The organism is Arthrobacter sp. TJ-170 (genome assembly GCF_058269305.1).
The window spans coordinates 677,570-702,935 of the sequence record NZ_JBZCNL010000001.1 but is presented as its reverse complement, the minus strand read 5'-3'; the positions used below and the strand labels follow the sequence as shown (position 1 = coordinate 702,935).

General features: G+C 66.0%; 23 protein-coding genes and 1 riboswitch. Of the genes, 6 read left to right on the top strand and 17 right to left on the bottom strand.

Going from position 1 to position 25,366, the window contains the following annotated elements; genetic code table 11:
• Positions 1-16: 16 nt before the first annotated feature.
• The 4 genes from dnaG to AC4D1W_RS03260 all read right to left on the bottom strand — a co-directional run bounded on the left by dnaG (position 17) and on the right by AC4D1W_RS03260 (position 6,082).
• Positions 17-2,053, bottom strand: a complete 2,037-nt coding sequence (gene dnaG / locus AC4D1W_RS03275; protein WP_490897805.1) for a DNA primase — start codon at positions 2,051-2,053, stop codon at positions 17-19.
• Between the two features lie 61 nt (positions 2,054-2,114).
• Complete coding sequence (locus AC4D1W_RS03270) at positions 2,115-3,395, bottom strand: deoxyguanosinetriphosphate triphosphohydrolase (RefSeq protein WP_490897890.1); 1,281 nt, start codon at positions 3,393-3,395, stop codon at positions 2,115-2,117.
• 73 nt (positions 3,396-3,468) lie between these two features.
• The gene (gene dusB, locus AC4D1W_RS03265; RefSeq protein ID WP_490897804.1) at positions 3,469-4,647 is read right to left on the bottom strand and encodes a tRNA dihydrouridine synthase DusB; all 1,179 of its coding nucleotides are present in this window, start codon (positions 4,645-4,647) and stop codon (positions 3,469-3,471) included.
• A gap of 40 nt (positions 4,648-4,687) precedes the next feature.
• Positions 4,688-6,082 carry a YibE/F family protein gene (locus tag AC4D1W_RS03260; protein WP_490897803.1) on the bottom strand — a complete coding sequence of 465 codons (1,395 nt, stop codon included), beginning with the start codon at positions 6,080-6,082 and terminating at the stop codon, positions 4,688-4,690.
• Between the two features lie 168 nt (positions 6,083-6,250).
• Between AC4D1W_RS03260 and AC4D1W_RS03255 the strand changes: the two genes are divergently transcribed.
• Positions 6,251-7,006 (top strand): alpha/beta hydrolase, encoded by a 756-nt coding sequence (locus AC4D1W_RS03255; protein ID WP_490897802.1) that lies wholly within the window; start codon positions 6,251-6,253, stop codon positions 7,004-7,006.
• A 5-nt stretch (positions 7,007-7,011) separates the two neighbouring features.
• Here the strand turns inward: AC4D1W_RS03255 and AC4D1W_RS03250 are convergent, their stop codons facing one another.
• Together AC4D1W_RS03250 and AC4D1W_RS03245 are read right to left on the bottom strand one after the other, a co-directional pair.
• Positions 7,012-7,929, bottom strand: coding sequence for a GNAT family N-acetyltransferase (locus AC4D1W_RS03250; protein ID WP_490897801.1), 918 nt, complete (start codon positions 7,927-7,929; stop codon positions 7,012-7,014).
• Positions 7,930-9,330: a glycine--tRNA ligase gene (locus tag AC4D1W_RS03245; protein WP_490897800.1), complete on the bottom strand. Its 1,401-nt coding sequence runs from the start codon at positions 9,328-9,330 to the stop codon at positions 7,930-7,932.
• Positions 9,331-9,642: 312 nt separating this feature from the next.
• On the opposite strand from AC4D1W_RS03245, the gene AC4D1W_RS03240 reads away from it, so the two are divergent.
• On the top strand, positions 9,643-10,074 hold the full coding sequence (locus AC4D1W_RS03240) for a universal stress protein (RefSeq protein WP_490897799.1): 432 nt from the start codon (positions 9,643-9,645) through the stop codon (positions 10,072-10,074).
• A gap of 441 nt (positions 10,075-10,515) precedes the next feature.
• The gene (locus tag AC4D1W_RS03235) at positions 10,516-12,141 is read left to right on the top strand and encodes a M28 family peptidase (RefSeq protein WP_490897798.1); all 1,626 of its coding nucleotides are present in this window, start codon (positions 10,516-10,518) and stop codon (positions 12,139-12,141) included.
• 72 nt (positions 12,142-12,213) lie between these two features.
• On the opposite strand, the gene AC4D1W_RS03230 is transcribed toward AC4D1W_RS03235, so the two are convergent.
• Positions 12,214-13,182 carry a DMT family transporter gene (locus AC4D1W_RS03230; RefSeq protein ID WP_490897797.1) on the bottom strand — a complete coding sequence of 323 codons (969 nt, stop codon included), beginning with the start codon at positions 13,180-13,182 and terminating at the stop codon, positions 12,214-12,216.
• A 61-nt stretch (positions 13,183-13,243) separates the two neighbouring features.
• Here AC4D1W_RS03230 and AC4D1W_RS03225 point away from each other — a divergent pair, with 61 nt between their 5' ends.
• Positions 13,244-13,465, top strand: a complete 222-nt coding sequence (locus tag AC4D1W_RS03225) for an RNA-binding S4 domain-containing protein (protein WP_490897796.1) — start codon at positions 13,244-13,246, stop codon at positions 13,463-13,465.
• A gap of 65 nt (positions 13,466-13,530) precedes the next feature.
• Here the strand turns inward: AC4D1W_RS03225 and AC4D1W_RS03220 are convergent, their stop codons facing one another.
• From AC4D1W_RS03220 to metX, 4 genes are all read right to left on the bottom strand, one after another.
• Complete coding sequence (locus AC4D1W_RS03220) at positions 13,531-14,145, bottom strand: class I SAM-dependent methyltransferase (protein ID WP_490897795.1); 615 nt, start codon at positions 14,143-14,145, stop codon at positions 13,531-13,533.
• Between the two features lie 39 nt (positions 14,146-14,184).
• Complete coding sequence (locus AC4D1W_RS03215) at positions 14,185-14,904, bottom strand: alpha/beta hydrolase (protein ID WP_490897794.1); 720 nt, start codon at positions 14,902-14,904, stop codon at positions 14,185-14,187.
• On the bottom strand, positions 14,846-15,358 hold the full coding sequence (locus AC4D1W_RS03210) for an HNH endonuclease signature motif containing protein (protein WP_490897793.1): 513 nt from the start codon (positions 15,356-15,358) through the stop codon (positions 14,846-14,848). Before AC4D1W_RS03210 ends, AC4D1W_RS03215 begins: the two co-directional genes overlap by 59 nt.
• Before the next feature lie 94 nt (positions 15,359-15,452).
• Complete coding sequence (metX, locus tag AC4D1W_RS03205) at positions 15,453-16,598, bottom strand: homoserine O-acetyltransferase MetX (RefSeq protein WP_490897792.1); 1,146 nt, start codon at positions 16,596-16,598, stop codon at positions 15,453-15,455.
• A gap of 15 nt (positions 16,599-16,613) precedes the next feature.
• A riboswitch (SAM riboswitch) is annotated at positions 16,614-16,748 on the bottom strand.
• Between the two features lie 312 nt (positions 16,749-17,060).
• On the opposite strand from metX, the gene AC4D1W_RS03200 reads away from it, so the two are divergent.
• Positions 17,061-17,702 carry a VOC family protein gene (locus AC4D1W_RS03200; RefSeq protein ID WP_490890781.1) on the top strand — a complete coding sequence of 214 codons (642 nt, stop codon included), beginning with the start codon at positions 17,061-17,063 and terminating at the stop codon, positions 17,700-17,702.
• Positions 17,703-17,724: 22 nt separating this feature from the next.
• Here the strand turns inward: AC4D1W_RS03200 and AC4D1W_RS03195 are convergent, their stop codons facing one another.
• The 4 genes from AC4D1W_RS03195 to AC4D1W_RS03180 all read right to left on the bottom strand — a co-directional run bounded on the left by AC4D1W_RS03195 (position 17,725) and on the right by AC4D1W_RS03180 (position 22,443).
• Complete coding sequence (locus AC4D1W_RS03195) at positions 17,725-18,513, bottom strand: CPBP family intramembrane glutamic endopeptidase (RefSeq protein WP_490897791.1); 789 nt, start codon at positions 18,511-18,513, stop codon at positions 17,725-17,727.
• A gap of 65 nt (positions 18,514-18,578) precedes the next feature.
• Positions 18,579-19,835, bottom strand: a complete 1,257-nt coding sequence (gene hutI / locus AC4D1W_RS03190) for an imidazolonepropionase (RefSeq protein WP_490897790.1) — start codon at positions 19,833-19,835, stop codon at positions 18,579-18,581.
• Positions 19,832-21,217: a formimidoylglutamate deiminase gene (locus AC4D1W_RS03185; RefSeq protein ID WP_490897889.1), complete on the bottom strand. Its 1,386-nt coding sequence runs from the start codon at positions 21,215-21,217 to the stop codon at positions 19,832-19,834. Before AC4D1W_RS03185 ends, hutI begins: the two co-directional genes overlap by 4 nt.
• Positions 21,218-21,222: 5 nt before the next feature.
• Positions 21,223-22,443, bottom strand: a complete 1,221-nt coding sequence (locus tag AC4D1W_RS03180) for an allantoate amidohydrolase (protein ID WP_490897789.1) — start codon at positions 22,441-22,443, stop codon at positions 21,223-21,225.
• A gap of 124 nt (positions 22,444-22,567) precedes the next feature.
• On the opposite strand from AC4D1W_RS03180, the gene AC4D1W_RS03175 reads away from it, so the two are divergent.
• The gene (locus AC4D1W_RS03175) at positions 22,568-22,948 is read left to right on the top strand and encodes a VOC family protein (protein WP_490890776.1); all 381 of its coding nucleotides are present in this window, start codon (positions 22,568-22,570) and stop codon (positions 22,946-22,948) included.
• Between the two features lie 22 nt (positions 22,949-22,970).
• Here AC4D1W_RS03175 and hutU read toward each other — a convergent pair whose 3' ends face one another.
• Together hutU and AC4D1W_RS03165 are read right to left on the bottom strand one after the other, a co-directional pair.
• A complete protein-coding gene (gene hutU / locus AC4D1W_RS03170) occupies positions 22,971-24,653 on the bottom strand; it encodes a urocanate hydratase (protein WP_490890775.1) in 1,683 nt (560 codons plus the stop codon).
• Complete coding sequence (locus AC4D1W_RS03165) at positions 24,650-25,342, bottom strand: IclR family transcriptional regulator (RefSeq protein ID WP_490890774.1); 693 nt, start codon at positions 25,340-25,342, stop codon at positions 24,650-24,652. Before AC4D1W_RS03165 ends, hutU begins: the two co-directional genes overlap by 4 nt.
• Between the last annotated feature and the right edge of the window lie 24 nt (positions 25,343-25,366).

The following is a 25,366-nucleotide window of genomic DNA, read 5'->3' as shown; positions in this document are numbered from 1 at the left end:
TGAAATTGAGCGGCCGCTAGTCGGAGCGCAGCGCGCGGCGTTCCATTTCAAGCTCCATCAGCTCCCGTTGCAGCTGCCGGTAGAGCTCGGGATCCGCCGCCGCGTCGACCCGCTGAAGCGCGCTCAGCTTCTCGGCCTTCAGACGGGTGATGCGAAGCTCGGACAGCCCGTTGAGGATGGCGCGGCAGTACATCGTCAGCCCGTCTCCGTCCGTGGCGGGCAGCGGAGTCACAGCGAGTTCGCTGACGAACCCCCGCAGCATCTCCGGGACCTCCTGACGCACGCGTTCCACCCAGTTCGACGCCGAGCCGGACCCATCCGTACCGCCCGTCCCGGCGGCCCGCACAGCGTCGTGGAGCGCCGCATAGGCCGGGACCGAGAACCGGGAGTCCGCGAACCGTTCCCACTGGCTCTCATCCAGCAACTGCGGATACTGCAGGACCACCTCAAGAGCCTCGCGCTCCATGCGCGCTACCGGGTCGCGAGGGTCGGGACGGCGGAACTGCGGCACGTCCTCAGAGGGTTCCGGACCGCCGGCGTTATTGGGAAACCCGCCCGTACCGTCCTGCGGACCAGCCGGCTGCGCGTCCGAAGTTACTGCACGACGCCGGCCGTCGCCCTGGGAGCTCTGGCTCCCCCATGAGCCCTGGTTCCCCCGGGAACCCTGACTGCCGTGAGTGCCTTGCGAGTCCTGTGTCGGCTGCGCGTTCCGCTTCGCTGCGGAAGTCACCGCACGAGCTACCTGGTCCTCGCCGACGAACTGCATTCCGAGCCAGCGGGAAAGCTCGCGCGTGTAGACGGATCTCAGGGACACGTCGCGAATATTGGCCACAATCGGTGCGGCGTGCCGGAGGGCCTTCATCTGCCCCTCGCCGGTGGAGAGATCGAACTGGTCGAAGGATGCCTTGATTGCGAACTCGAACAGTGGGCGGCGCGTGCTGATGAGATCCTGTACCGCCTGATCTCCGGCGCTTTGCCGGAGCTCGCAGGGGTCAGCTCCGCCTGCCCCGACGGCGACGTAGGTCTGTGCGTTGAATCTCTGGTCTTCCTCGAAGGCCCGCAGGGCGGCCTTCTGCCCGGCTGCGTCACCATCGAAGGTGAAAATGACCTCTCCCCCAGTGCCGTCGTCGGACAGGAGCCGCCGCGCGATCTTGATGTGCTCGGCTCCGAAGGCCGTACCGCAGGTTGCCACGGCGGTGCCCACCCCGGCCAGGTGGCACGCCATGACGTCGGTGTAGCCCTCCACCACCACGAGCTGGCGGGATTTGGCGATCTCCCGCTTGGCGAGGTCAATCCCGTAGAGCACCTGGGACTTCTTGTACAGGGTGGTCTCCGGGGTATTCAGGTACTTCGGGCCGGGGTCATCCTCGTACAGCTTGCGCGCTCCGAACCCCACCGTGTCTCCGGTGATGTCCCGGATAGGCCACATCAGCCGTCCGCGGAAACGATCGTAGAGCCTGCCGGCATTGTTGGACGAGACGCTGAACATGCCGGTCAACTTCAGCTCATCCAGCGTGAATCCGCGGCCGGTCAGGTGATTGAGCAGCCCGTCCCACCCCTGGGGCGCGTAGCCGACGCCGAAATGCTCAGCGGCGGACCGGTCGAAGCCCCGCTCCTGAAGGAAGGCGCGTCCTGTTGCCGCCTCGGGGATCAGGAGCTGGTCGCGGTAGAACTCCGCGGCGATCTTGTGGGCGTCAAGGAGACGCTGCCGCCTTCCCGCGTCCTCCCGGCGGGGCCCGGTGCCGCCGTCCTCATAACGGAGGTCGAAGCCGATGCGCGCGGCCAGTTTCTCGACCGTCTCAGCGAAGGACGTGTGGTCCATCTTCTGCACAAAGGAGATGACGTCGCCGCCCTCACCGCATCCGAAGCAGTGGTAGGAGCCCATGTGCGGGCGGACATGGAACGACGGCGACCGCTCGTCGTGGAACGGACAGAGCCCCTTCCAGGAACCCACGCCCGCGGACTTGAGGGTGACGTAACCGTCCACCACTTCCTTGATGTCGGTGCGCTGGCGAACCTCATCGATATCTTCGCGCTTGATGAGTCCGGCCATGCCATCCAGTCTAGGTGTAGGGTGCCTGCTCCCGCCGTCGGGGTTGCCTTGCCTGGGATCGTTACCAGAGGGCAGGGACGGGCCCGACGACTCTCTCGTGCAGGGCGAGCGCGGACGCGTCTGTGAGGGATGCAACCTGGTCGATCACCACGCGGAGCCGGGAGTCATCGTCCTCTGCCTTGCGCCAGTCGGCTGCGAACATTGGCTCCAGGTAGCGGTCGCCGGCCGCAGCCATCTGCTGCACGAGGGATGACAACACTTCGCGTTGGCGTTCGTAAATGGGCTGGCGGTGGACGCTCGTCATCACGTAGGTGGTGGCCAGGCCCTTCATGACCGCGATCTCGGTGACCGTATCCTCCGGGACCACCATCTCCGCGGCGTACCTGGTGAGAGGGTCGGTGCCGTAGATTCCCCGGGTGGTCTCCAGGGCGCTGAGGCAGAAGCGTCCGATGAGCTGGCTGGTCATGTTCTTCAGCGCGGCCATGGCCTTGCGGCTGCCGTCAGCCTGACGGACCCACACGTCCGTCGCCTCCAGGCGCGCCAGGGCGGCGTCGACGGCGGCCGGATCCGAGTGCGGCAGGTACCACTGCTGCGTGTACCCGACGACGCGCGCGCGGTGGTCCGGGCTGTCCATCCATTTGAGCTGGAAGTGTCCGGCGACGATTGCGTCCTCGACATCATGGACCGAGTAGGAGATGTCGTCGGCGAGGTCCATCACCTGCGCTTCGAGGCAGGACCGACCGGCCGGCGCTCCCTGCCGCAGCCAGGCGAAAACGGGCAAGTCATCTTCGTAAGCGCCGAATTTGGAGGTTCGGTGGCCGTGAATCACGGGGGCGTCCGTGGCCGTCCACGGATATTTGCAGGCAGCGTCAAGGCTGGCACGGGTGAGGTTGAGCCCTGCGGGGGTGTCATCGGCCCGGATGACCTTCGGCTCCAGCCGGGTGAGCAGCCGGAGGGTTTGGGCATTGCCTTCGAACCCTCCGATGGAGTGCGCAAGATCGTTGAGGGTGGCCTCCCCGTTGTGCCCGAACGGCGGATGTCCGAGGTCGTGGGACAGGCAGGCAGCGTCCACGATGTCGGGGTCACAGCCGAGCGACCGTCCCAGTTCCCGCCCCACCTGGGCCACCTCGAGGCTGTGCGTCAGCCGGGTTCGAACGAAGTCGTCGGTATCGGGTGCAACGACCTGCGTCTTCGCGCCAAGCCGGCGTAGCGCTGAGGAGTGCAGCACGCGGGCGCGGTCACGCTCGAAATGCGTACGGTGAAGGCTCTTGGGCGCCTCATCGACCCAGCGCTGCATGTCGGCGTCCGTGTAGCCGGGAGTAATCGGCGACTGACGGCCCAGGTACTCTTTGGGCTCACTGCGCTCATTGCGGCCACGGCGTTCATTCCTGGTGTTGCGCACGTACTCCCCTGCCCTATCCACCGGATACGTCGACTTCCGCGGCGGCGATATCCGCCTGCTGCGCGGGGTTCAGTTGCCGGGCTTCCAGCCACCGGTCCGGCAGGGAGGTGCGCTTGGGCGAGCCGGCCCGCCCGCGCGGGCCTTCGGCGTCGGCTCCGGGGTACGGCGAGGTGCGGTCCAACTGGTCAAGCAGACCCCGCAGGACCTCGAGCGTCGGAACCGTGGCGAGCGCGGCCCGCAGGTCCCCGCCCACCACGTAGCCCTTGAAGTACCAGGCCATGTGCTTGCGGATATCGCGCAACGCCATCATCTCGTTGCCGAATGTGTCGACCAGCAGTTCCGCGTGCCGGTATACGGTGTCGGCCACCTGGCCGAGGTCAGGACGGTGGCGTTCGTCTTTGCCCTCGAAAGCGTTCATAAGGTCACCGAACAGCCAGGGCCTGCCCTGGCACCCCCGACCGATGACGACGCCGTCGACGCCGGTCTGCTGCACCATGCTGATGGCGTCTTCGGCGCTCCAGATATCACCGTTGCCCAGCACAGGGATGTCCGGCAGCGCCTCCCGCAGTTCCGCGATGGCGTTCCAGTCGGCCTTGCCGGAGTAGAACTGCGACGCCGTGCGCCCGTGGAGCGCGACGGCGGCCACACCCGCGTCGCGCGCGATCTTGCCCGCCTCGCGGAAGGTCAGATGATCCTCGTCGATGCCCTTGCGCATCTTGATGGTCAGTGGGATGTCCCCCCGTGAGGCTTCCCGTACCGCCGTCTGAACGATTCCTGTGAAGAGGTCGATCTTCCAGGGCAGCGCCGCTCCGCCGCCCTTCCGGGTGACCTTCGGGACGGGGCAGCCGAAGTTCAGGTCGATGTGGTCCGCGCGGTCTTCTTCCACGAGGATGCGGACGGCGGCACCGACCGTCTTGGGATCCACACCGTACAGCTGGACGGACCGGACTTTCTCGTCGTCGTCGTGGGAGATGATGCGCAGGGATTCCGGGTTGCGTTCAACTAGCGCCCGTGACGTCACCATCTCCGAGACGTACAGGCCGCCGCCGTACTCGCGGCAAAGCCGTCGGAACGCTGTATTGGTGATGCCGGCCATGGGAGCGAGAACCACCGGGGTATTGACGGTTATCCCGCCCAGGCGCAGCGGCGGCAGGTCGAGCCGCGTGGCGGTAGTTGTTGGTGCAATGCTCACCCGTCCATTGTCGCAAGGCGGGGCAAATCGAGGACGGGAGTTAGAGCTGCCGGTGTTCGCGCAGCTCACGGCGACTCGGCAGGGCACCGGCCGGAACGCTCCCGGCCTCGCCACTCCATGCCTCGCTGGAGTTCTCGGCAGCGAGCGTGGCGGGGGTGGGTTCGTCGTCGGGTCCAGTCACGGAAGTGCGCGTCGGGACATCGATGCCGACCGCTTTGACCACCAGAACGGCAATCAGCGTGGTGACCGGAATGGCCAGAACAAGCCCGATCGACCCCACCAGCGTGCGCACGACCTCCTCGACCAGCTCGCCGCTGGTCAGCGTGCCCACCAGCGAGCTGTCCTGCAGAGATACCAGGATCAGCAGGGGCAGGGCGGCACCCGCGTAGGCAAACGCAATGGTGTAGACGGTCGAGGCAATGTGGTCCCGGCCGATCCGCATGGCTCCGGCGAACAGCCGGCGGGTGGAAGTCCCCGGCGCCAGCTCGTAGAGTTCCCAGACCGCGGAGGACTGCGTGATCGTCACGTCGTTGAGCACACCGAGCCCGGAGATGATCAGCCCGCAGAGGATGATCCCGGAGAGAGAGACCTGTGGCGCAGCGTTGATGAGGGCGCTGGAACTGTCGCTGCCGACGCCGGTGAGGTTCGCTGTGTCGGTTGCCCACGCAGCCAACAACGCGGTGATCGCCAGCCCGAAGATCGTCCCAAGCAACGCCGTCGAGGTACGCGCGGAAAACCCGTGCGCAAAGTAAAGGACACCGAACATGATCACCACGGAACCGACCAGCCCCAGCAGGAGCGGCGGCTTACCCTCGACAAGTCCCGGGAGCATAAACTGCGCCAGCACGATCAGCGCACCGACCAGCCCGATGATCGCGCGCAGCCCGCGCCACCGGGCAACAGAAACAACGACGACGGCGTAGAGCACCGCGAGCGCAGCGACAGGGAGGGTGCGAACGAAGTCCACAAAGATGTATGGGGCGCCGGCGCCGCTGATGACCCCTTCAAGGTTGAGGTAGCGGATGGAATCACCCGCTTCGACCTGTCCCGACCGGGCTATTTCCGGGTTGAGTTCCACCGGTACGGCGGAACCGCCGGCGTTGGGCTGAGTGTAGGCAACCAGACACTGCTGTGCCTCGCCGCCTGCGTCAACGGTCGGCTGGGAGGAAGGGCAGTCCTCAAGAACCACGCGCTGCACGGTACCCACGTCCATCGACGTGCCCGGCGCCGTGGCGAGCGGGTTGGCGGCCGTGATGTGGGACCGGTCGGCGCCGGGCCACAGCATGACCATTCCGATGAGTGTGATGATGCCGAGTGGGACAAGAATTGCGGCGAGGAGAAAATTCGCCCGCCGGCGCGTTCCCATCAGGGCGGCGTTCTGCTCTGAACTGCGGGAGGAGACCGAGTCCGACGGATGGATATGGCTGTGGCCCACAACTCCCCTTGCTGTCGGTGTACTACTGGCAGGATGGAGACCGCCATCCTGCTGTTGCGTGATTCCCCCTGAGGATTCTACGCAGTCAGGTGGTGGTGGACCGAGATTTGCACAGTCGTTGGAGGGACGCGGTTGGGATTGACGCCGAAAGGGATCCAAGGAGGGTTAATGGCGAAGGAGCGGTTCAGCGAGGCTGATGAGGATGCGGCCGGTGCGATCGCGCATGCGCCGGAGGTGATGGTCCGCACGGCCGCTGCTCCTGTCCGCGGAGTTGCACTGGTGCTGCACGGAGGCCGCGCCAACAGTTTCGAGCCGGTGCGGTCCCGGCATTTGAGCCCGGCGCGCATGGTTCCGTTCGGGCGCCTGCTGCACTCGTGGGGATCCGCTGCCGGCCTTGAGACCTGGAGCCTGCGTAACCGCGTGCGGGGGTGGAATGGCGAGCACATGTCCCCGCTGCACGATGCGAGGTGGGCACTGGAACAGATCCACGAACGACGGCCTGGCCTGCCCGTGTACCTGCTGGGGCACTCAATGGGAGGGCTCACAGCACTGTGCGCGGCGGACGACCCGCAGGTGCGCACGGTGGTCGCCCTTGCTCCCTGGGTGGACAGCACAACACCCACCCGGCAGTTGGCCGGCCGCCGGGTCCTGATTGTCCATGGCGACACGGACCGCTGGACGTCGCCCCGGCAGTCCCTGCGCTACGCACAGCGGATCCAACACGTAGCCGACGACGTCCGGTACGTCACCCTCGCAGGGGCCGGCCACTTCATGCTCACGAAGGTTTCCGTGTGGCACGAACTCAGCGCGTCCTACGTTATGGAGAGCTTCTCGCGCGACACCGGCGCCACCGTGAACCCGAGGCACCTGCGCCGGGCAACCGATCTCCTCGCCCAGCGGTCCCCGCTCGGCGTGACCCTGTGACTCCCCTAGTCGCTGACGACGCGGGACTCTGCAACGACCTCAGCGGAACCGGTAGCCAGAAGCGGATCCAGTACCTCCACCAGTGCCGTCATCGAATCATCGACCTCCACCTGCACCGGGTACTGATACACCAGCATGGCCAGCAGGGACGCCACCGCGGCGCTCTGCTCGCTGGGCGGCAGGGTGGGATCGTATCCGATCAGTACATCGGCCGGGGCGTCCGTCCGGCTCTGCGTGTAGCTGAGTGCAAAAGCGGCGATGGTACCGCCCTGGTTCTTCGGCCGATCCCGAAGCACCACTGCCCCGCCGGCACCAGCGGTGTCCGCGAGCAGGAACTGCTGCGCCTGCCCCAGGGTCATGTCGGCGGGATCCCAGGTATGCACCGCGTTGTACCACTCGGTTACGGCCTGGGTGAGTTCAACGGAACCGGTGGCGGCTTCCTCCAGTTGCGGGCCGTCGTCGTCGGTGAAGTCCGGAACGGCGAGCGCACCGGGAACAACCTCGACGACCCGGGATCGCTGGATCTCGCGGAGACCGGCCGCCTCGGCGAAGGCTGCGCCGTCTGACCCCGAAACCACTTTTGCCCGTAGCGTGGACACGCCCGACGGCGTCTGAGCGGCTTCATGGCGGAGCATCCCCAGGAGCGTGGCGCCAATTCCCGCACGTCGATGGTCTATGCCGACCTCGACGTAGGCCCAGAGCCGCTGATTGTGCAGCTTCGGCTCGAAGACATATCCAGCAGCGACCGGCACCGTGACCGGGCCGACCGCGTCTTCGGCAACGATGCAGCGCAGCCAAGGGGAATCAGCCGAGGGCCTGAACACTGCCCGCGACTGCTCGGCCTGCGGGTTCTCCGGGCCGCCCCACACCTGAAGGAGTTCGAGGTCATCGCCGTCGCGCCAGGGGCGGTACTGGATGGCCACTTACGCGCCCACCAGCCGCTGGGCGAGGTAACCCTCGACCTTGTCGAGGGAAACCCGCTCCTGCGTCATGGTGTCCCGTTCGCGAATGGTGACGGCCTGGTCCTCGAGCGTGTCGAAGTCAACGGTGATGCAGAACGGTGTGCCGATTTCGTCCTGGCGGCGATAGCGGCGGCCAATGGCGCCGGCGTCGTCGAAGTCGATGTTCCAGTTCTTCCGCAGCTGCGCTCCCAGATCTTTCGCCTTCGGCGAGAGGTCCTCGTTGCGGCTGAGGGGAAGCACGGCAGCCTTCACCGGGGCGAGCCGCGGATCAAGCTTGAGCACGGTGCGCTTGTCCACGCCGCCCTTTGCATTCGGAGCCTCGTCCTCAGCGTAGGAGTCCACAAGGAACGCCATGAAGGAACGGGTCAGACCGGCGGCGGGCTCGATGACGTACGGGGTGTACCGCTCGTTGGTTCCCTGGTTGAAGTAGCTCAGGTCGGTGCCCGAGTGCTTCGAGTGGGTGGTGAGGTCGAAGTCCGTGCGGTTGGCGATGCCCTCGAGCTCGCCCCATTCCGAGCCCTGGAATCCGAAGCGGTACTCGATGTCCGTGGTGCCCTTGGAATAGTGGCTCAGCTTCTCCTGCGGGTGGACGAAGAGCCGCAGGTTGTCCGGGTTGATGCCCAGACCCGTGTACCAGTCGAACCGTTCCTTGATCCAGTACTCGTGCCATTCGTCGTCCGTGCCGGGTTCTACGAAGAACTCCATCTCCATCTGCTCGAACTCACGGGTGCGGAAGATGAAGTTTCCGGGCGTGATTTCATTGCGGAAGCTCTTGCCGATCTGGCCGATGCCGAACGGGGGCTTCTTCCGGGAGGTGGTGAGCACGTTGTTGAAGTTCACGAAGATGCCCTGGGCGGTTTCGGGCCGCAGATAGTGCAGGCCTTCCTCGTTGGCGACGGGACCAAGGAAGGTCTTGAGCAGTCCGGAGAACTCCTGCGGCTCAGTCCACTGGCCCCGGGTGCCGCAGTTGGCGCAGGCGATGTCAGCAAGACCGTTCTCCGCGGGCCGGCCCTTCTTCTCCTCGTACTCTTCCTCGAGGTGGTCTGCACGGTAGCGCTTGTGGCAGGAGAGGCACTCCACCAACGGGTCGGAGAACACCTCGATGTGGCCGGATGCCTCCCATACCTGGCGGGGAAGGATGACCGAGGAATCCAGGCCGACGACATCCTCACGACCGCGAACCATGGACTGCCACCACTGGCGCTTGATGTTTTCCTTCAGCTCGGCTCCGAGAGGGCCATAGTCCCACGCGGACCGGGAACCGCCGTAGATTTCACCGGCCTGGAAAACGAAGCCGCGCCGCTTGGCGAGGGAGATGATTGGGTCCAGGGCGGAAGCCTGCTTGGCCACGATGAATGCCATCCTCTACATGTTTGGACAGGCCGCTGGGTGCGGTCGTCGATGTGCCGCCGGGCAGTGCAGCAGGCGGGATCAAACGCGAACTGCCGCACGGAACCGGGCGGGCGAAGCTACCACCTTAGCCTACCGAAACCCCTCCGACGACGACCCCCTGTGAGCGGGACCCGACCCCGGGTAGGCAGGAACACCGGCCTCCGTAATGAATCTGAAGGAAGGTATCGCACTCATACTGATAGAGGTGTGACCTGTTGGGTCACACTTTCAAGCTGAGGTTCCGGCACCACACTGGGTGTCGAGGATGGAGGAGGACGCACCATGGCAGGAATCGTAATTGTGGGAGTCGATGGAAGTGACACCGCATACAGGGCCGCTTCCCGGGCCGCTGATCTGGCCGGGGGTCTTGGTGCCGAGCTCGTTGTGCTCAGTGCCCACACCACGGACAACACCGAGGTTGTGAAAATCGGGAGCGAGACGTACATCCTCGATGATGCGGAGCGTGCGTTGTCGATGGCCGGAAAGGTTGCGGAGCGGCTGCGTGAAGACCACGCTGCCCTGGCGATCCGTCCCGCTGCCCGGCACGGTAAGCCTCAGGACGCTTTGATCGAGGAAGCGGAGCGTTCCGGTGCCCAGCTGTTGGTGGTGGGCAATGTCGGCATGAAGGGGCTCGGCCGCGTCCTGGGCAGCGTAGCAAGCAGCGTTGTGCACAAGGCACCGTGCGACGTACTGGTCGTGAGGACCGCTTCCTGACCCGACGCCGCCCAGGACTCCGGCGGTGGGCCGAAGAAGGTGCTGAGCCTAACGCCGGTTTAGGATGCCGCGGATCATTCCACCCACGCCTCCGGAACCGCCACGGTTGACGCCGCCCCTTCCGGTTCCCGTTCTGCCGGTCCCTGTGGATCGCCGGGTGGTTCCACCGGACCTGCCACCCAGGCGGCCAGCGGCGCTCTTGATCATGTTGCTCAGTCCCATGAGAGTCTCCTTTGCGTAGAACTATTCCCACGTTGGGACTTCTGACCTTACGCGCCTCCGCAACGGTTATCTACAGCCGATCTACCGGCCAGTAAGGCTCCCTTGACGCAGCAGGAGAAGTGTCCATAGATTGAGCGAACCCCCTGTGGCGTGATCCGCGTCACAGGGGGTTCGAGTGCCTGCGACCGCAGGCGCACCTTTGCGACAGAAGGAACAACGGTGATCCCAAACGCTCTACTCAAGCGCGCCCATTTTGGGCGAGCATCGCTGGCATTTCTCGGTGGACTTACTCTCGTTGCCACAGGCGGGCTGGCAGCAACGGCAGGACCTACCCACGACAACAGCAACAACAACACCTCCCAGAAACTACGCACCGCCGTCTCGGCGGACCGCGTGGTGGGCCACCTCGACGCACTGGATGCGATCGCCCTGTCCAATGGCGGAACCCGGGTGTCCGGAACCCAGGGCTACAACGACTCCGTGGACTACGTGGTCGCGAAGTTGCAGGCAGCGGGGTACTCCCCCGTCGTGCAATCCTTCACCTTCCCCTATTTCCAGGAGCTGAGTCCTTCGGTTCTCGCGCAGACCAGCCCGGACTCCCAGGTGTACCCTGCTGATTCCTTCGCAACCATGACGTACTCGGGGGCAGGAAACGCGACCGGCGTGATCACCACGGTCGACACCACCGGCGCCGTCGGCGCCACCAACACCAGCGGTTGCGAAGCCTCCGACTTCGTCGGTTTCGCCGCAGGAACAATTGCACTGGTGCAGCGGGGCAGCTGCTCCTTCGCGCAGAAGGCCAGCAATGCTGAAGCAGCCGGGGCCACTGCCGTTGTCATTTTCAACACCGGGCTGCCGGGAAGCACCGGACCGATCGCCGGCACGCTCAGCGCCCCGGGAATCGGGATTCCCGTACTCGGTGCGAGCTACTCAGTGGGCTCCGGCCTGATGGGCGAGGAGGTCACGGGTCAGGTCATCACGGACACCATCTCCGAAAACCGCGAGACCTACAACGTGCTCGCCGAGACTGCAACCGGCAACGCCGACAATGTGGTGATGGTCGGCGCCCACCTGGACAGTGTTCTGGCCGGTCCCGGCATCAACGACAATGGCACGGGAAGTGCCGCTATCCTTGCGGTCGCAGAGTCAATGCGGAAGGTCGAGACCGCCAACAAAGTCCGCTTCGCCTGGTGGGGCGCGGAGGAGCACGGACTCCTCGGCGCACGCCACTATGTGAATGAGCTCGCGGCATCCGGCGAGCTGGCGAAGGTCGGCCTGTACCTGAACTTCGACATGATCGGCTCAGCGAACTTCGGCCGCTTCGTCTACGACGGCGACAACTCCGCGTTCCCGGTAGGGCCGGGCGCAGCTGCCGGACCAGCCGGATCCGGTCAGATTGAGCAGGACTTCCACGACTACTTCGCAGCGGAGGGCCTGCCCTCCGGTGAGACCGCGTTCAGCGGCCGGAGCGACTACGGACCCTTCATCGCGCAGGGCATCCCGGCCGGTGGACTCTTCACCGGCGCCGAAGGCATCAAGACCGAGGAACAGGCTCAACTCTTCGGGGGCGTTGCCGGACTTTCCTACGATTCCTGCTACCACGCTGCCTGCGATGACACAGGCAACGTCAGTATTGAATCGCTGGATCAGATGAGCGATGCCATTGCTCACCTGACACTGACCTACGCAATGAACACGACGGCGGTGAATGGAGTCGGAGACAGTGTGAAGGGCAACTTCAAGCAGAAGGCCGGTTTCGAGGGCAACCCGCTTGGCGGCGGCACCGAGAGCGGCGGCGGCCTGCATCCGGAGCATGACCACGACCACGAGTTGGCAGACCGGTAACAGGCGGAAAGAGTAATCGGCGGGGGCGGGCCACAGGCGTGATGTGGCCCGCCCCCGTTGCTTTGGCCTGGTCTATCTGCGTTCCACTAATCTCCGGTTCCACGGCAGCGTGGTGAGGATGATGGCGCCCAGCGCCAGGACTGGGCCCGCCACTGTGGCGAAGACAACGACGGTGCCCGCCGTCGGAAAGACAAGGTCCAGTGCAAGCGAACCGAGCAGCTGGCCAGCGATCATTCCGAGCCCTGTCAGCAGCACGCCGAGGGACCTCACGAGGAGCGCCCCGACACCGATGAACAGGCATCCCATCGGCCCGCCCATGTAGTACCACCACTCCGCCGGCAGGGAATCGGGCGGCCCGGCTATCAGCAGCTTCACCAGCCAGGCGACCAGCAGGACGACCGCTCCCGCGATGAAGTTCATGAGTGTCGCCGTAATGGGCGTGCCGTAATGAACGGCAGCGGTTCCGTTCATAGCCTGCTGGAAACTGACCAGGATGCCGGCGGTGATTGGAAGCAGCAGCGGCAGGATCAGTGCCGCCGTCGTACCTGGTTCTCCGAGCCGGGGCGAAACAGCCCAGATGACCGCCGCTACCGTGAGCGTCACTCCGATCACGCGCATGGGGGTAATCAGACGCCGTCCTCCGGGTCCTATCCCGACTCTGTCCACGGCGAGCCCGCTCAGCGTTTGTCCCATCACAGCGGCGACCGTGAACAGTGCCACTCCCAAAATCGAGATGGTGAGGGCCTGTGAGAAGACGAACAGCGCGCCGATTGTTCCTGCCGCCAGGTAGATGCGGGGAAAGCGTCGCTCACGTACCGCCGGCACCAACTGCGCAAGCCCGGCCCGTCCATGCGGGAGCAGAAGCGAAATGAGGATCATCAGTGCGAGGCCGGTGCCGAAGCTGATGAGCGCGGCCGCGAGGCCGTCGTCAAGCGTTTGCCCGAGCGCGCCGTTGATCCTGCTTTGGAGCGGAACGGCTACCCCGGAGGCCACAGCCAACGGAAGCCCAACGGCGGCGGGCAGGTGGCGGGCGTAAGACACCCGTTAACCCTAGGGCAACGTTGTGTGCGGGCAGATCGCTCTCTGCGGGCATGATGTAACCATGAGCAATGACACTGAAGTGGCTATCCGCGACTCAATGATCCGGTTGGGTCAGCTGATCAAACTGGCCAACCTTGCCGAGGACGGTGTGGAGTCCAAGGAACTGATCGAGAACGGCCTGGTGAAGGTCAATGGTGAGATCGAGGACCGCCGCGGACGACAGCTTCACCCGGGCGATTCGGTGACTGTGAACGGGGTTACCGTCACCATAGTGCAGGGATAGCGCCGCAACGACCTGCCCTCAACAGATCGCTGGTGACGGCAGGGAGGTAAGAATTGGCACAACTGTTATTCCGCGCCTTGGGCCTCGCACACTGCAACGAGGAAATCCGACGACGGCGTCCAGACCCTCAGGTCCCAGGTAGCCAGGCGCAGCGGTACGGTGAGCCCGGCACCGGCCGCGTCAGCGCGGAAGTTGTCGAAGGTGTAGCCGCGCCCTGCGCCGAACCCGACAATCAAGCGCCCGTCCTTTGCCAGATGGCGGTGCAAGCGGGTTAGAACCTCCCGCGACGTACCCGGGGCCAGAAAAGGTAGGACGTTCCCCGCGCAGACGATCACGTCGAAAGGTTCCGCGATACCGCACCCAGGTAGGTCAAACTCGGCCAGATCTCCCACCAGCCAGGCAGACTCCGGATGGGCCGCCCGGGCAGCTTCGACCAGCTCAGCGTCGGCATCAACCCCGACCACTGTATGGCCCCGCCGGGCAAGCTCACCGCCGACTCGGCCCTGCCCGCAGCCGGCGTCGAGGATGCGGGAATTTCGGGCGGCCAGCGCGTCAATGAAGCGTGCTTCCCCGTGCAGATCCGTGCCTTGCGCGTTCAGCTGCTCAAAACGCCGGATATAGGCCGCTGAGCGGTCGGGATCCTGGCGCTTTCCTGCCTCCCAGAGCGATTCTTTTCCCATATCCGGGAGTCTAGCCCGCTAGTACGCGGCCACATGGGGTTATCTGCGGACGACCCCGGGTACGACCATCTGCAGGAACTCCCGGACGTGCTTCAGTTCCTGGGCGTTGATGCTGTGATACATGCCCGCGTAGAGAACCTTGGTGAGCTTCACGTGGCGGTTGAGCCAGCCATGGGTGAACTCGATCCTGTCCGCCGGGATGACCGGGTCTTCCTGGTCGCGGCCCCAGAAGAACGGCACAGGATTGGCGGCCAGCTCACTGTCGTGGAAAAACCCGCTGTCCTCCGCCGGAACCACGAAGCCGGAAAGCCCGACGACGGCAGCATAGTCGGTAGGGCGGGCACGCAACATGGAGCTGGCCACAGCCATGCCCATCGAGAAGCCGAGCAGGGTCACACTTGAGTGCGCCTCCTTGATGGAGTCCACCCAGTCGATGACATCCTGGACCGCTGAGGTGACCTTGTCGACGGAATAGGCGACGTCCTGCATCAACGGGAACCAGGTGAAACCCGGCCCCTGGGCTACGGGTGCGCGGAGGGAAGCCACCGTGAATTCGTCCGGCAGGGACTCGAGGATGCCCATCAGGTCTTCCTCGTTGGCCATGTGACCGTGCAGCAGCACGAGCAGGGGCGTACCCTCTCGCTCATCCTCGGGTTTCGACCAGACAACCACTTGCGCGTTTCCTGGTGGATTTCCAGGTTCAGGGACAATTCCGGAAGCGGACACAGCGGAGCCGTCGGGTGAGAGAGAATTTGTCATTGCTCCATAGTGGCACGGGTCCACGCGGCGCTACTCCAGACAACGCAGGTTGTCCCGAGGCACGGCCAAATAGCGTCGGCTCTTGTGTTGCACCTGGTGCCTGCACTGGACCCCTTTCTGCAGCGCGCCGCCCACGAATCTCGCCAGAAGGGTGGTGGGGGTTCGGCCAGGGTGGTGTAGGTTTGCCGCCGAATGAAGTGATGCCCGGTGCGCCGGCGTCGTCGTGTCCGGCGGACCAGACGCCTTCGGTTTTGAGCATGTGGCGGAGCTTGCACCTGGGTTGGAGGTTGTGCATGGCAGTTTTCCCGCCGTGCGCCCATGGAGTGACGTGGTCGATTTCGCAGGACATCGATGAGCGGTTGCAGCCGGGATGGACGCAGGTGGGGTTGGTGATTCGTACCCAGTCCTGCAGGTGTTTGGGTGGCCGGTACCTGTCCCTGCCGACGCTGAGCACGGCCCCCGTTTCCGGGTGGACCAGAATCCTGGTGAAACTGGGTGCATGCGCGGCGAGGTGGCAATCGGAAGTCAGGACACCATTGACTCGGAACTCACGCGCCGTCGTCGTCGTGGTAGAACGCGGCCTCAAGCGCCGGTTCGAGCTGAGCTATCTCGGTGAGGAACGCATCATGTCCGATTGGTGAGGCGATGGTGTGCACGGCCACGTTGCCGGGCAGGGCGGATGCCAGCTCATGCGACTGGGAGGGCCAGTACAGCCGGTCGGAGGCAACCGCCGCGACGAAGAACTTCGCCGTGGCATCGGCCAGCGCGGTGGTCAGGCTGCCGCGGCCGCGTGCGACGTCGTGGCTCATCAGCGCCTCGGTGAGGATCAGGTAGCTGTTGGCATCGAACCGTCCAACCAGCTTGTCCGCCTGATGGTCCAGGTAGCTCTCCACCTGGTAGCGGCCGCGGCCATGCGGCAGAGGTGACCCGAAAGGTTCCTCAATGCCCTGGGCCGCGCGGCCGAACCGGTGGCCGAACTCGGCCTCCGAGCGGTACGTGATATGTGCGATCCGCCGTGCCAGACCCAATCCGTGCTCCGGACCGGCCGATCCGTAGTAGTCGCCGCCGGCGAACCGCGGATCGAGCCTGATTGCCTGTACCTGAGCCTGCGCGAAGGCGATCTGCTCAGCCGTGCTTGCCGCTCCGCAGGCGATGACGGCGCAGCGCTGAACGCGTTTCGGGTAGGTCACTGCCCACTCAAGCGCCCGCGCGCCTCCCATGGAGCCGCCGAGCACCGAGTGCCATGAGTCAATACCCAGAAGGTCCGCGAGCAGCGCCTCGGCGCGCACGGAATCGCGGATGGTGACGAAGGGAAACCTCGAGCCCCACGGCCTGCCCTCCGGATCGAGCGACGCGGGACCCGTGGACCCGTAGCAGCCGCCCAGCATATTGATGGACACGACGAAGTACCTGTCGGTGTCGATGGTCCTACCGGGACCAACCAGGCCGTCCCACCAGCCGTCTTCTGTTGAATTTCCCCTGGCGACGTGGGAACTGCCCGTGAGCGCGTGCTCAATGAGCACCGCATTGGAGGCGTCCGCGTTGAGGGTGCCCCACGTCTCGTAGGCCAGAACGACGTCGGGCAGGTGCCCGCCGGTTTCCAGCGTGAGGGGGCCGATGGAAAGCCGCGGCACGACGACGCCGTCAACGGACTCCGCCTCGTGGTGCGGTTCCGCTGTGGTGATCCCTGTCAAACCTGCCGCCTTTGTGAATCGCGCTTGCTCCTGCACACCTCGTGCAGGGCCTGGTCGTCACCCGGGGCACCCCACCGCGAGAGGAGGGTTGCCGGACAGTAAGCCGGGGCTGGTGGCGGGAAGGAACCCACCGCACTGTCACTCGTGACCTCGTACAAGAAAACCCGACCAGGATGGGAAAGGGCAAGTATTGTGACTCGCGGTGAAATGGTCCGGCGTTGACTGGGCCGGCGGGAACGCTTGAGTGGGGCCGCCTCCGTCTATGGGCAACGGGCCGCCCCACTCAAGGGGGACGCCCAGTGGGCGTCCCTGCAGGAAACTCCGGCGGTCTCGGAACCGGGCTCCCTGTCCGCTCCACTATCCGTGGCTGACCTTGGGGTTTGCTTGGGCACTTCACCCCGATAGCTATGACTTAGGTAACCCTAAGTCGAGGCGTGCATCACAAAGTGCCAAAATGGGGCCATGCGCCTGGATCATGTGTCTTATGCCTGCGAACCCGACGGCCTGACGGCCACTGCGGACCGGATTTCCGACGCCCTGGGCGTGGAATTCGTGAAGGGTGGAGTACACCCCCGGTTCGGCACCCGCAACATGATTTGCCCACTGGCCAACGGCCAGTATCTGGAGGTTGTCGAGGTACTCGACCATCCTGCGTCGGACAAGGCACCTTTCGGCCAGGCCGTGCGTGCCCGGTCCGAGGCCGGCGGCGGCTGGATGGGCTGGTGTGTGGCCGTTGACGATCTTGCACCTTTCGAAGAGCGACTGGGCCGCAGCGCCGTACCCGGTAACCGCAAGTTCCCTGATGGTCAGGAGCTGACCTGGCAGCAGATCGGCATCAAGGGCCTGATCGCTGACCCGCAGGTTCCCTACATGATCCGCTGGGATGACGGCACGGAGTCCCTCCACCCGTCCCAGGCGCGGCCCGCGTCGGTACGCCTCAGGGCGCTGACCATCGCAGGGTCCGCCGAGCGTGTGACGGAATGGCTCGGCACCCCCGCCAACCACCCCCTGGACGACGTTGACGTGGAGTGGATTGCCCCCAACGGCACACCGGGCATCATGTCGGTCACGTTCGAGACCCCGAAGGGCTCCGTCAGGATCTAGTCAAGGCCTGCCTCGCGCCGAGCTAGTTCCCGATGCCGATGGCAGGGCCGAACAGAGCAAAGCCGACAAAGCCCGCAATGTCGAGGAACGCATGAGCGACCACCAGCGGCATGACCCGTCTGGTGCGCGTGTAGGCGTACCCGAAGATCAGGCCCATGATTACGTTGCCGATGAACGGCCCGATCCCTTGATACAGGTGGTAGCTCCCGCGCAGGAGCGCTGAGGTCACAATGATCGCCGGGACCGACCACCCCAGTTCCCTGAGCCGCTCGAAAAGATAGCCCACCACGATCACTTCTTCCAGCACGGCATGGCGGATCGCTGAAAGCACGAGCACCGGCAAGGTCCACCAGTAGGTGTCCAGCGCCGTCGGAATGATCGCTGTGGTGACACCGAGCGCCCGCCCTGCGGCGTAGACCCCGAGGGTTCCGACGCCGATCACCATTGCCAGCGCCACTCCCAGACCGAAGTCGACTTTCGGCTTGCTGAATGTGAAGCCGATCCGGCGGAACGCCGATTTCCCCGGCTCGGTGAGCAGGAAGAGCACCAGCACCACGGGTGCCAGCGCGAAGAAGATCCCCAGCAGCTGATAGGTGAGGTCGAAGTACTGCCGGTCGTCGAGGGTGGGATTGAGCCTCGTCGTCTGCGCAGACAGCGGTGCGCGGGTCAGCTTGTCAATCAGCTCAACCACGGCATAGACACCCGCCTGCCCGAGGGACAGGCCCAGGACAATCAGGATCTCGGCTTTGATCCTCTTCCGGCCGGCAGCCGGCAACAACGACGACGGCTGGCTGGTTTCGGCGGTTGGCATGCCTTCATGGTGCCGTACGGTCCCCCGCCAGCCAAAGCCCGCAGACCCCCTCCCCGTGAAGTTTTTCAACGCAGGCGGTGTCCGCGGCGCCATACCGCGCGGGTCAACTGCATTCCGGGGCGGTACGCGAGGTGAGTTGCGGAGGGGGCATCCAATACCTGCAGGTCCGCCCGGTGGCCCACTGCAAGGGAACCCACGGCGAGCGAGCTCCCCGCGGCCGAGCCGCGGGCAAGGGAGCCGGCGTCGTGCGTAGTTTGGTCCCGGTGGAGGGCGAGGGCACCTCCGTAGGTGGCTGCGCGAACAGCCTCGTGGACGGTGAGGCCCATCTGCAGCACGGCCGTAGCCACGCAGAAGGCCATGGACGTGGTGTAGGACGTACCGGGGTTGCAGTTCGAAGCGAGCGCGATCGGCACCCCGGCGTCCAGTAGCCGGCGGGCGGGCGCGAGCGGTTGCCGCGTGGACAGGTCGCAGGCGGGCAGGCACGTGGCCACGGTGCCGCGGGCGCCGGCACCGCCGTCCCAATCCGCCCACGAAGCGGCGAGCGCGTCGATGTCCGACGACGTCAGGTAGTTCACGTGGTCAACGCTGGCCGCCTGCTCGTCCACCGCAAGCTGCACCCCCTCCCCCGGTCCCAGCTGGTTGCCGTGTACCCGCAGGCCCAAGCCGGCCTCCTTGCAGGCGCGGAGTACTTCCCTGCTCTGCTCGGGTGTGAAGGCGCCGGTTTCGCAGAAGACATCGGCCCACTGCACGTACGGGCGGACGGCGCGCAGCATCGGTCCGGTGACCGTCCTCACGTAGTCATCCGCGGACCATCCCTGCGGGACGAGATGCGCTCCGAGGAAGGTCACCTCGTCGGCCGTTGCGGCGGCGATCCGCGCGCTGCGTGCCTCTTCCTCCACATCGAGCCCATAGCCGGTCTTGGTTTCCAGGTAGGTAGTGCCGGAGGACGCAGCCTCGTCAGCGCGCTGGGCTATCAGGACGCCCAGTTCCTCGTCCGATGCGCGGCGGGTAGCCTCCACCGTGACGGAGATGCCGCCGGCGGCGTACGACTTCCCGGCCATCCGGGCTTCGAATTCCGCGGTGCGGTCACCGGCGAACACCAGGTGGGTGTGGCTGTCCACCCAGCCTGGCAGGCAGGCGCGGCCGCCGGCGTCGTACTGTTCATCAGCTGCCGGTGCGTTCCGGGAGGGGCCGATCCAGGCGATGCGCTCGCCCTCCAGGACGACGGCGGCATCCGCCAGCACGCGGTGCTCGGCGTCCTGCGTCATGAGTTCGCCGATGTTGGTGATCAGCGTTGAGACCTCACCCGTAGTTCCCGTCATGTCTGTGCCTTCCCTGCCGTTGCTTCCTCATCGAGCCGGGCGACGGCGTCGACCAGCAAGCGGGCCGGATTTCCCAGCCTCACGTGATGCCCGTTGCGGGCGAGCACTTTCCCACCGACGACGACGGCGGTGACATCCTGCGCAGTGGCCGTCAGTGGGAGCTGGTCCGGGTGGGAGCCGGCTGTGCGTGCTGTTGCGGGGTCAAGAGCCACCAGGTCGCAGACCTGCCCCGGTTCCAGCCCGGCCGCCGGGCGGCCCTGCGCTCTGGAGCCTCCCGCTGAGGCGGCCCGCACCAGGTCGGCGGGTGAGAATCGTCCGCGCTGTCCGCCGGCCAGCCGCTCGCCGTGTTCCAGCGCCCGCATTTCAAGCCAGGGGTCGACGACGGCGTGCTGGTCGGTGCCCAGCGCCACCACCGCGCCGGCGTCCTGCAGTGCCCGTGCCGGGCCGATGCCGTCAGCGAGGTCCGCTTCCGTGGTGGGACACATGGCCACGGTTACCCCTGCCTGCCCGAGGAGGCCGACGTCCTCCGCGGTCAGGTGCGTGGCGTGAACCGCCGTCAGCCGGTCCGAGAGCAGCTTGTGCCGGGCCAGCAGGCCGGTCGGGGTGGTTCCGCTGGCGGCGAGGCAGTCGCGGTTCTCGGCGGGCTGCTCAGAGAGGTGGATGTGCAGCGGCACGTCCGTCGGAAGGTTCTGTGCGATGTGCACGAGTGCACGTTCATGGACAGCTCGGACGGAGTGCAGGGCTGCGCCGACGCATACCTGGGAGGCATCGAAGCTCCCGCTGATCGCCTTGCGGAGGGAGTGCCATCGGGAGAGCCAGACCTCGGCACTGCCATCGGTGAACCGGGCCTGTTCCGGCAGGACCGGCGCGCCGAAGCTGGACGAGAGGTAGCAGGTGTCCAGCAGCGTCAGGCGGATGCCGGCGTTGACCGCGGCGCGGGCCAGTGCGAACTCCATGGCGTGCGAACCGTCGCCGTGCGCGTTTCGGCTGTCCGACAGAGAGTACGGCGTGCCGTCCGGGCGGTGGTGCAGGTAGTGAAACTCGGCGACGCTGGTCCAGCCGGCCGTCACCATCTCGGTGTAGACAGCGGTGGCCAGTTCCTCGTACAACTCCGGCGTAAGAACGCCTGCCGCCTGGTACATTGCTTCGCGCCAGGTCCAGAACGTGCCGGTACCGGCGTGGGTTCGGCCGCGGAGAACCCTGTGGAACGCATGGGAGTGGGCGTTGGCCGCTGCCGGGAAGACAACGCCGTCCAGGCGCAGGTCACCGGGTCCGCATTCACTTCCGCGAGTCACCCGGCGGACGATGCCGTCACCGTCGATCTCGGCGCGGACACCGGCGGCGACGTATCCCGGCTCCAGCCAGGCCTGCTCACACCACACGGCTTTCAAAGCAGCCGCTCCAGTACGTCGGCGAGGGCAACTGCACCGGAGTCGGCGTCGTCGGATTCGACGTGTTCCTCGGGCGAATGACTGATGCCGGTCGGGTTGCGCACGTACAGCATGGCCGAGGGCACGTGCGCGGCGAGGATGCCGGCGTCGTGCCCGGCGCCGGTAGGCAGGCCCGGAGCGCCGGGGTTGGCGAGTTGCAACTGCCGCTGGAGTTCACCGTCGAAGGTGACGGTTCCGCTCACCGACTCCCGGGTCAGTGCCGCCCTGCACCCCTCAAACGCCGCAGCTTTCTGGGCCTGGCCGTGAATGGTTTCCACGAGCGCGGCGGTGGTGGCGTCGTCCGGGTGCCGGACATCGATCCAGAGGTCCACCCGGGAGGCGATCACGTTGGTGCCGCCGGGGATTGGCTGCATCCGCCCCACCGTCGCGCGTGCCTCGGGGGTAGCCGCGGCGGTCTTCCGGATTGCGAGGATGACCTGGGCCGCGGCCACCATGGGATCGGCGCGGTCCTCCATGAGGGTGGTGCCGGCGTGGTTGCCCTGCCCCGTGATCGTCAGCTTCCACCGCCCGTGGCCGATGATCGAGGTGCCGACGGCTATGGGGAAATCGAGGTCGATCAGTCCCCGGCCCTGCTCGACGTGGAGTTCCACGAAGTCACCGATCCGGCGGAGCGCCTCGTCATCCTTGCCGAGACGGGCAGGATCCAGCCCGTTGGCGCGGGCGGCTTCTGCGAAGGTGACGCCGTCGGGATCCCTGAGGTTCCGTGCGGTGTCGGCGTCGATGCTTCCCGTCAGCAGCCGCGAGCCCAGGCAGGCCACGCCGAAGCGCGAGCCTTCCTCTTCAGGGAAGACTGCGACGGCGAGCGCCCGCTGAGGCTGGACACCGCGCTCTTTCAAAAGGTCGACGGCGGCGAGAGCGGAGGCGACACCGAGCGGCCCGTCGAAGGCGCCGCCGCCGGGGACGGAATCCAGGTGGCTGCCGGTGACGAGCGCGCCGTCGCGGGTGGAACTGTCTTCCGTACCGGGAATGTCCCACCACGCCCAGAGGACGCCATTGCGGTCGGTCTCGACGTCGAGGCCGCGGCGGGCCGCCTCCTGCCGGAACCAGGACCTCAGGTCGAGCTCCGCGGTGGAGAATACAGGGCGGGAATAGCCGCCGCGGACGGCGTCGCGTCCGACGTCCTCGATCGATCCCAGCAGGCTGCTTACGCTCTCCAAAAGGTTTTTTCCTTCCCGTATTCGGACGTTCTTCGCGGGGTCCCCTGTTACCCCTATCAAGATTGGGCGAGCAGGCCTAGACTCGCCAGCACACTGCTATCGACGATCAATGGAGGAGTTCATCGTGAGCGGACGTGTTGTACATTTTGAGATCCCTTTCGACGACGGCGACCGTGCCCGGAAGTTCTACAGCGAAACGTTCGGCTGGACCACGTCGCAGATGCCCGAGTTTGACTACACTGCCGCGGTCTCCGGACCGACCACCGAGCAGGGGATGCCCGAAGTGCCCGGCTTCATCAACGGCGGCATGTTCAGGCGCGACGGCGGTCCGTTGTCCGGCCCCATCATCACCATCGAGGTCGAGAGCATTGCGGACACCCTGAGGAAGATCGAGTCGCTCGGCGGCTCCGCTGTCGGAGAGAAACTGGCCGTGGGAGGTATGGGTTTTGCAGCGTACTTCCGCGATCCCGAAGGCAACGTGATGGGACTCTGGCAGAACGCCTAGCCCCTGGCCGGCGGGTCCGGCGTCAACTCTGCATGGGGATGCGGACTCCACGCTCACGGGCCACCTCCTGTGCGCGCTCGTAACCCGCGTCGACATGGCGGATGACACCGGTTCCCGGGTCATTGGTCAGGAGCCGCTCGAGCTTCTCTGCGGCGAGCGCCGTTCCGTCGGCGACTGACACCTGCCCGGCGTGGATGGAGCGGCCGATGCCGACACCGCCGCCATGGTGGATCGACACCCAGGTGGCGCCGGACGCGGTGTTGAGCAGTGCGTTCAGCAGCGGCCAGTCGGCGATGGCGTCTGAACCGTCGGCCATGGATTCGGTCTCACGGTACGGCGATGCAACGGAACCCGAGTCGAGGTGGTCCCGGCCGATCACGATCGGTGCGGATACCTTGCCCTCGGCGACGAGCCGGTTGAAGAGGAGGCCGGCCTTTGCGCGGTCGCCGTAACCGAGCCAGCAGATGCGTGCGGGAAGACCTTCGAACTCCACAAGCTCTCCGGCGGCATCGAGCCAGCGGTGCAGGTGTTCGTTCTCCGGGAACAGTTCCTTGAGTGCGGCGTCGGTCACGGCGATGTCCGCCGGATCACCCGACAGCGCTACCCAGCGGAAGGGGCCGAGGCCCTCGCAGAAGAGCGGCCGAACATAGGCGGGAACGAAGCCGGGGAATTCGAAGGCCCGCTCGTAGCCGCCCTTGCGCGCCTCGTCCCGGATGGAGTTGCCGTAGTCGAAAACCGTCGCTCCGGCGTCCTGGAACCCGACCATCGCCTCAACGTGCCTCGCCATGGACGTCTGGGCCTTCTTGGTGAAGCCGTCCGGGTCACTGGATGCTTCCCGCCCCCATTCGTCGACGCCGACACCTTCGGGGAGGTAGCTCAGCGGATCATGGGCGGAGGTCTGGTCCGTCACGATGTCGATGGTGAACTCGCCATTGCGCTGCCGCTCCAGCAGCGCAGGCAGTATCTCGGCGGCATTTCCGACGACGCCCACCGACAGCGCGCGCTTCTCGCGCTTCGCTTCCAGGACCTGCGCGAGGCCGTCCTCAAGGTCGGTGGCGACGACGTCGAGATAGCGTTTTGCGGCCCGCCTGCGCAGGCGGGTTTCGTCGACGTCGATGATCAGGACCGCGCCGCCGTTGACGGTGACCGCCAGCGGCTGGGCACCGCCCATGCCGCCGCACCCCGCAGTGAGGGTCAGGGTGCCTGCGAGCGTCCCGCCGAAACGGGCCCTCGCCACGGCGGCGAAGGTTTCATACGTCCCCTGCAGGATTCCCTGCGTGCCGATGTAGATCCAGGATCCGGCGGTCATTTGCCCGTACATCATGAGCCCCTCGGCCTCCAGCCGGCGGAACTCGGGCCAGGTGGCCCAGTCCCCCACGAGGTTGGAGTTGGCGAGGAGAACGCGCGGCGCCCACGGGTTGGTGCGGAAGACACCGACCGGTTTGCCCGACTGGACCAGGAGCGTTTCATCCTCCTCGAGATCCTTCAGTGTCGCGACGATTGCGTCATACGCCTCCCAGCTGCGCGCTGCCCGCCCGGTGCCGCCGTAGACCACGAGGTCTTCCGGCCGCTCGGCGACCTCGGGATCAAGGTTGTTCATCAGCATGCGCAGGGGCGCTTCGGTCTGCCAGCTTTTCGCGGACAGCTCGGTGCCGCGCGGTGCGCGCACGGTGCGCGAGGGATCGTGCTGGGTGAATCCGGTCATGACGGTGCTCCTGTTGTCGGGTGCTCGTTCGTAAGGGGTGCTTCAGTGCCCTGCGGGGCGGTGAGGATTCCGGCCGCTTCGGCGGCGACCTGGTGGCCGATCCGCCGCGCGCCCTCGTCGCTGATCCGGTAGCTCGGCACGACGACGCTGAGTGCTGCAACCACTTGGCCGCCCGAGACGACGGGGGCAGCGATCGCGGTCACGTCCGGCTCGATGCCGTTGCTGACCACCACAAAACCGTTTGCCGGCGTCTCTCCGCTGAGGACCGCCCCTGCGGCGGAGCCTTCCAGCGGGATGCTCCGTCCCACCCAGCTGGTGTGGCGGACGGAGTGGGTTCCCTCCCGGACGGAGAGGTAGATGCCGTGGCCGTCGTGGGAAGGGACGTTGAGGTAGGCCGACTCCCCTGTTGAACCGACCAGCCGTTGAAGTGCTCCCTCGGCCAGCGACACGAGCGATTCGTGCGAGAGCGCCTGTGCGCCGAGCTGAACCACGCGCATACCGGGCCGGTAGCCGTCGTCGTCGCGGCGGACAAAGCCGGTGCCTTCCAGCGTGCGCAACAGGCGCAGCGCGGTTGAGGCCGAGAGACCGGCGTCGCGGGCAGCGTCGGCGAGGGTCACCGATCCGCGGTCGCACACCGTGCCGAGTAGCAACAGGGCCCGTTCGACGGTGCGGGTGGAGGTATCCGCCACAGGTTCGTTCCTTGCGTTCGAAGC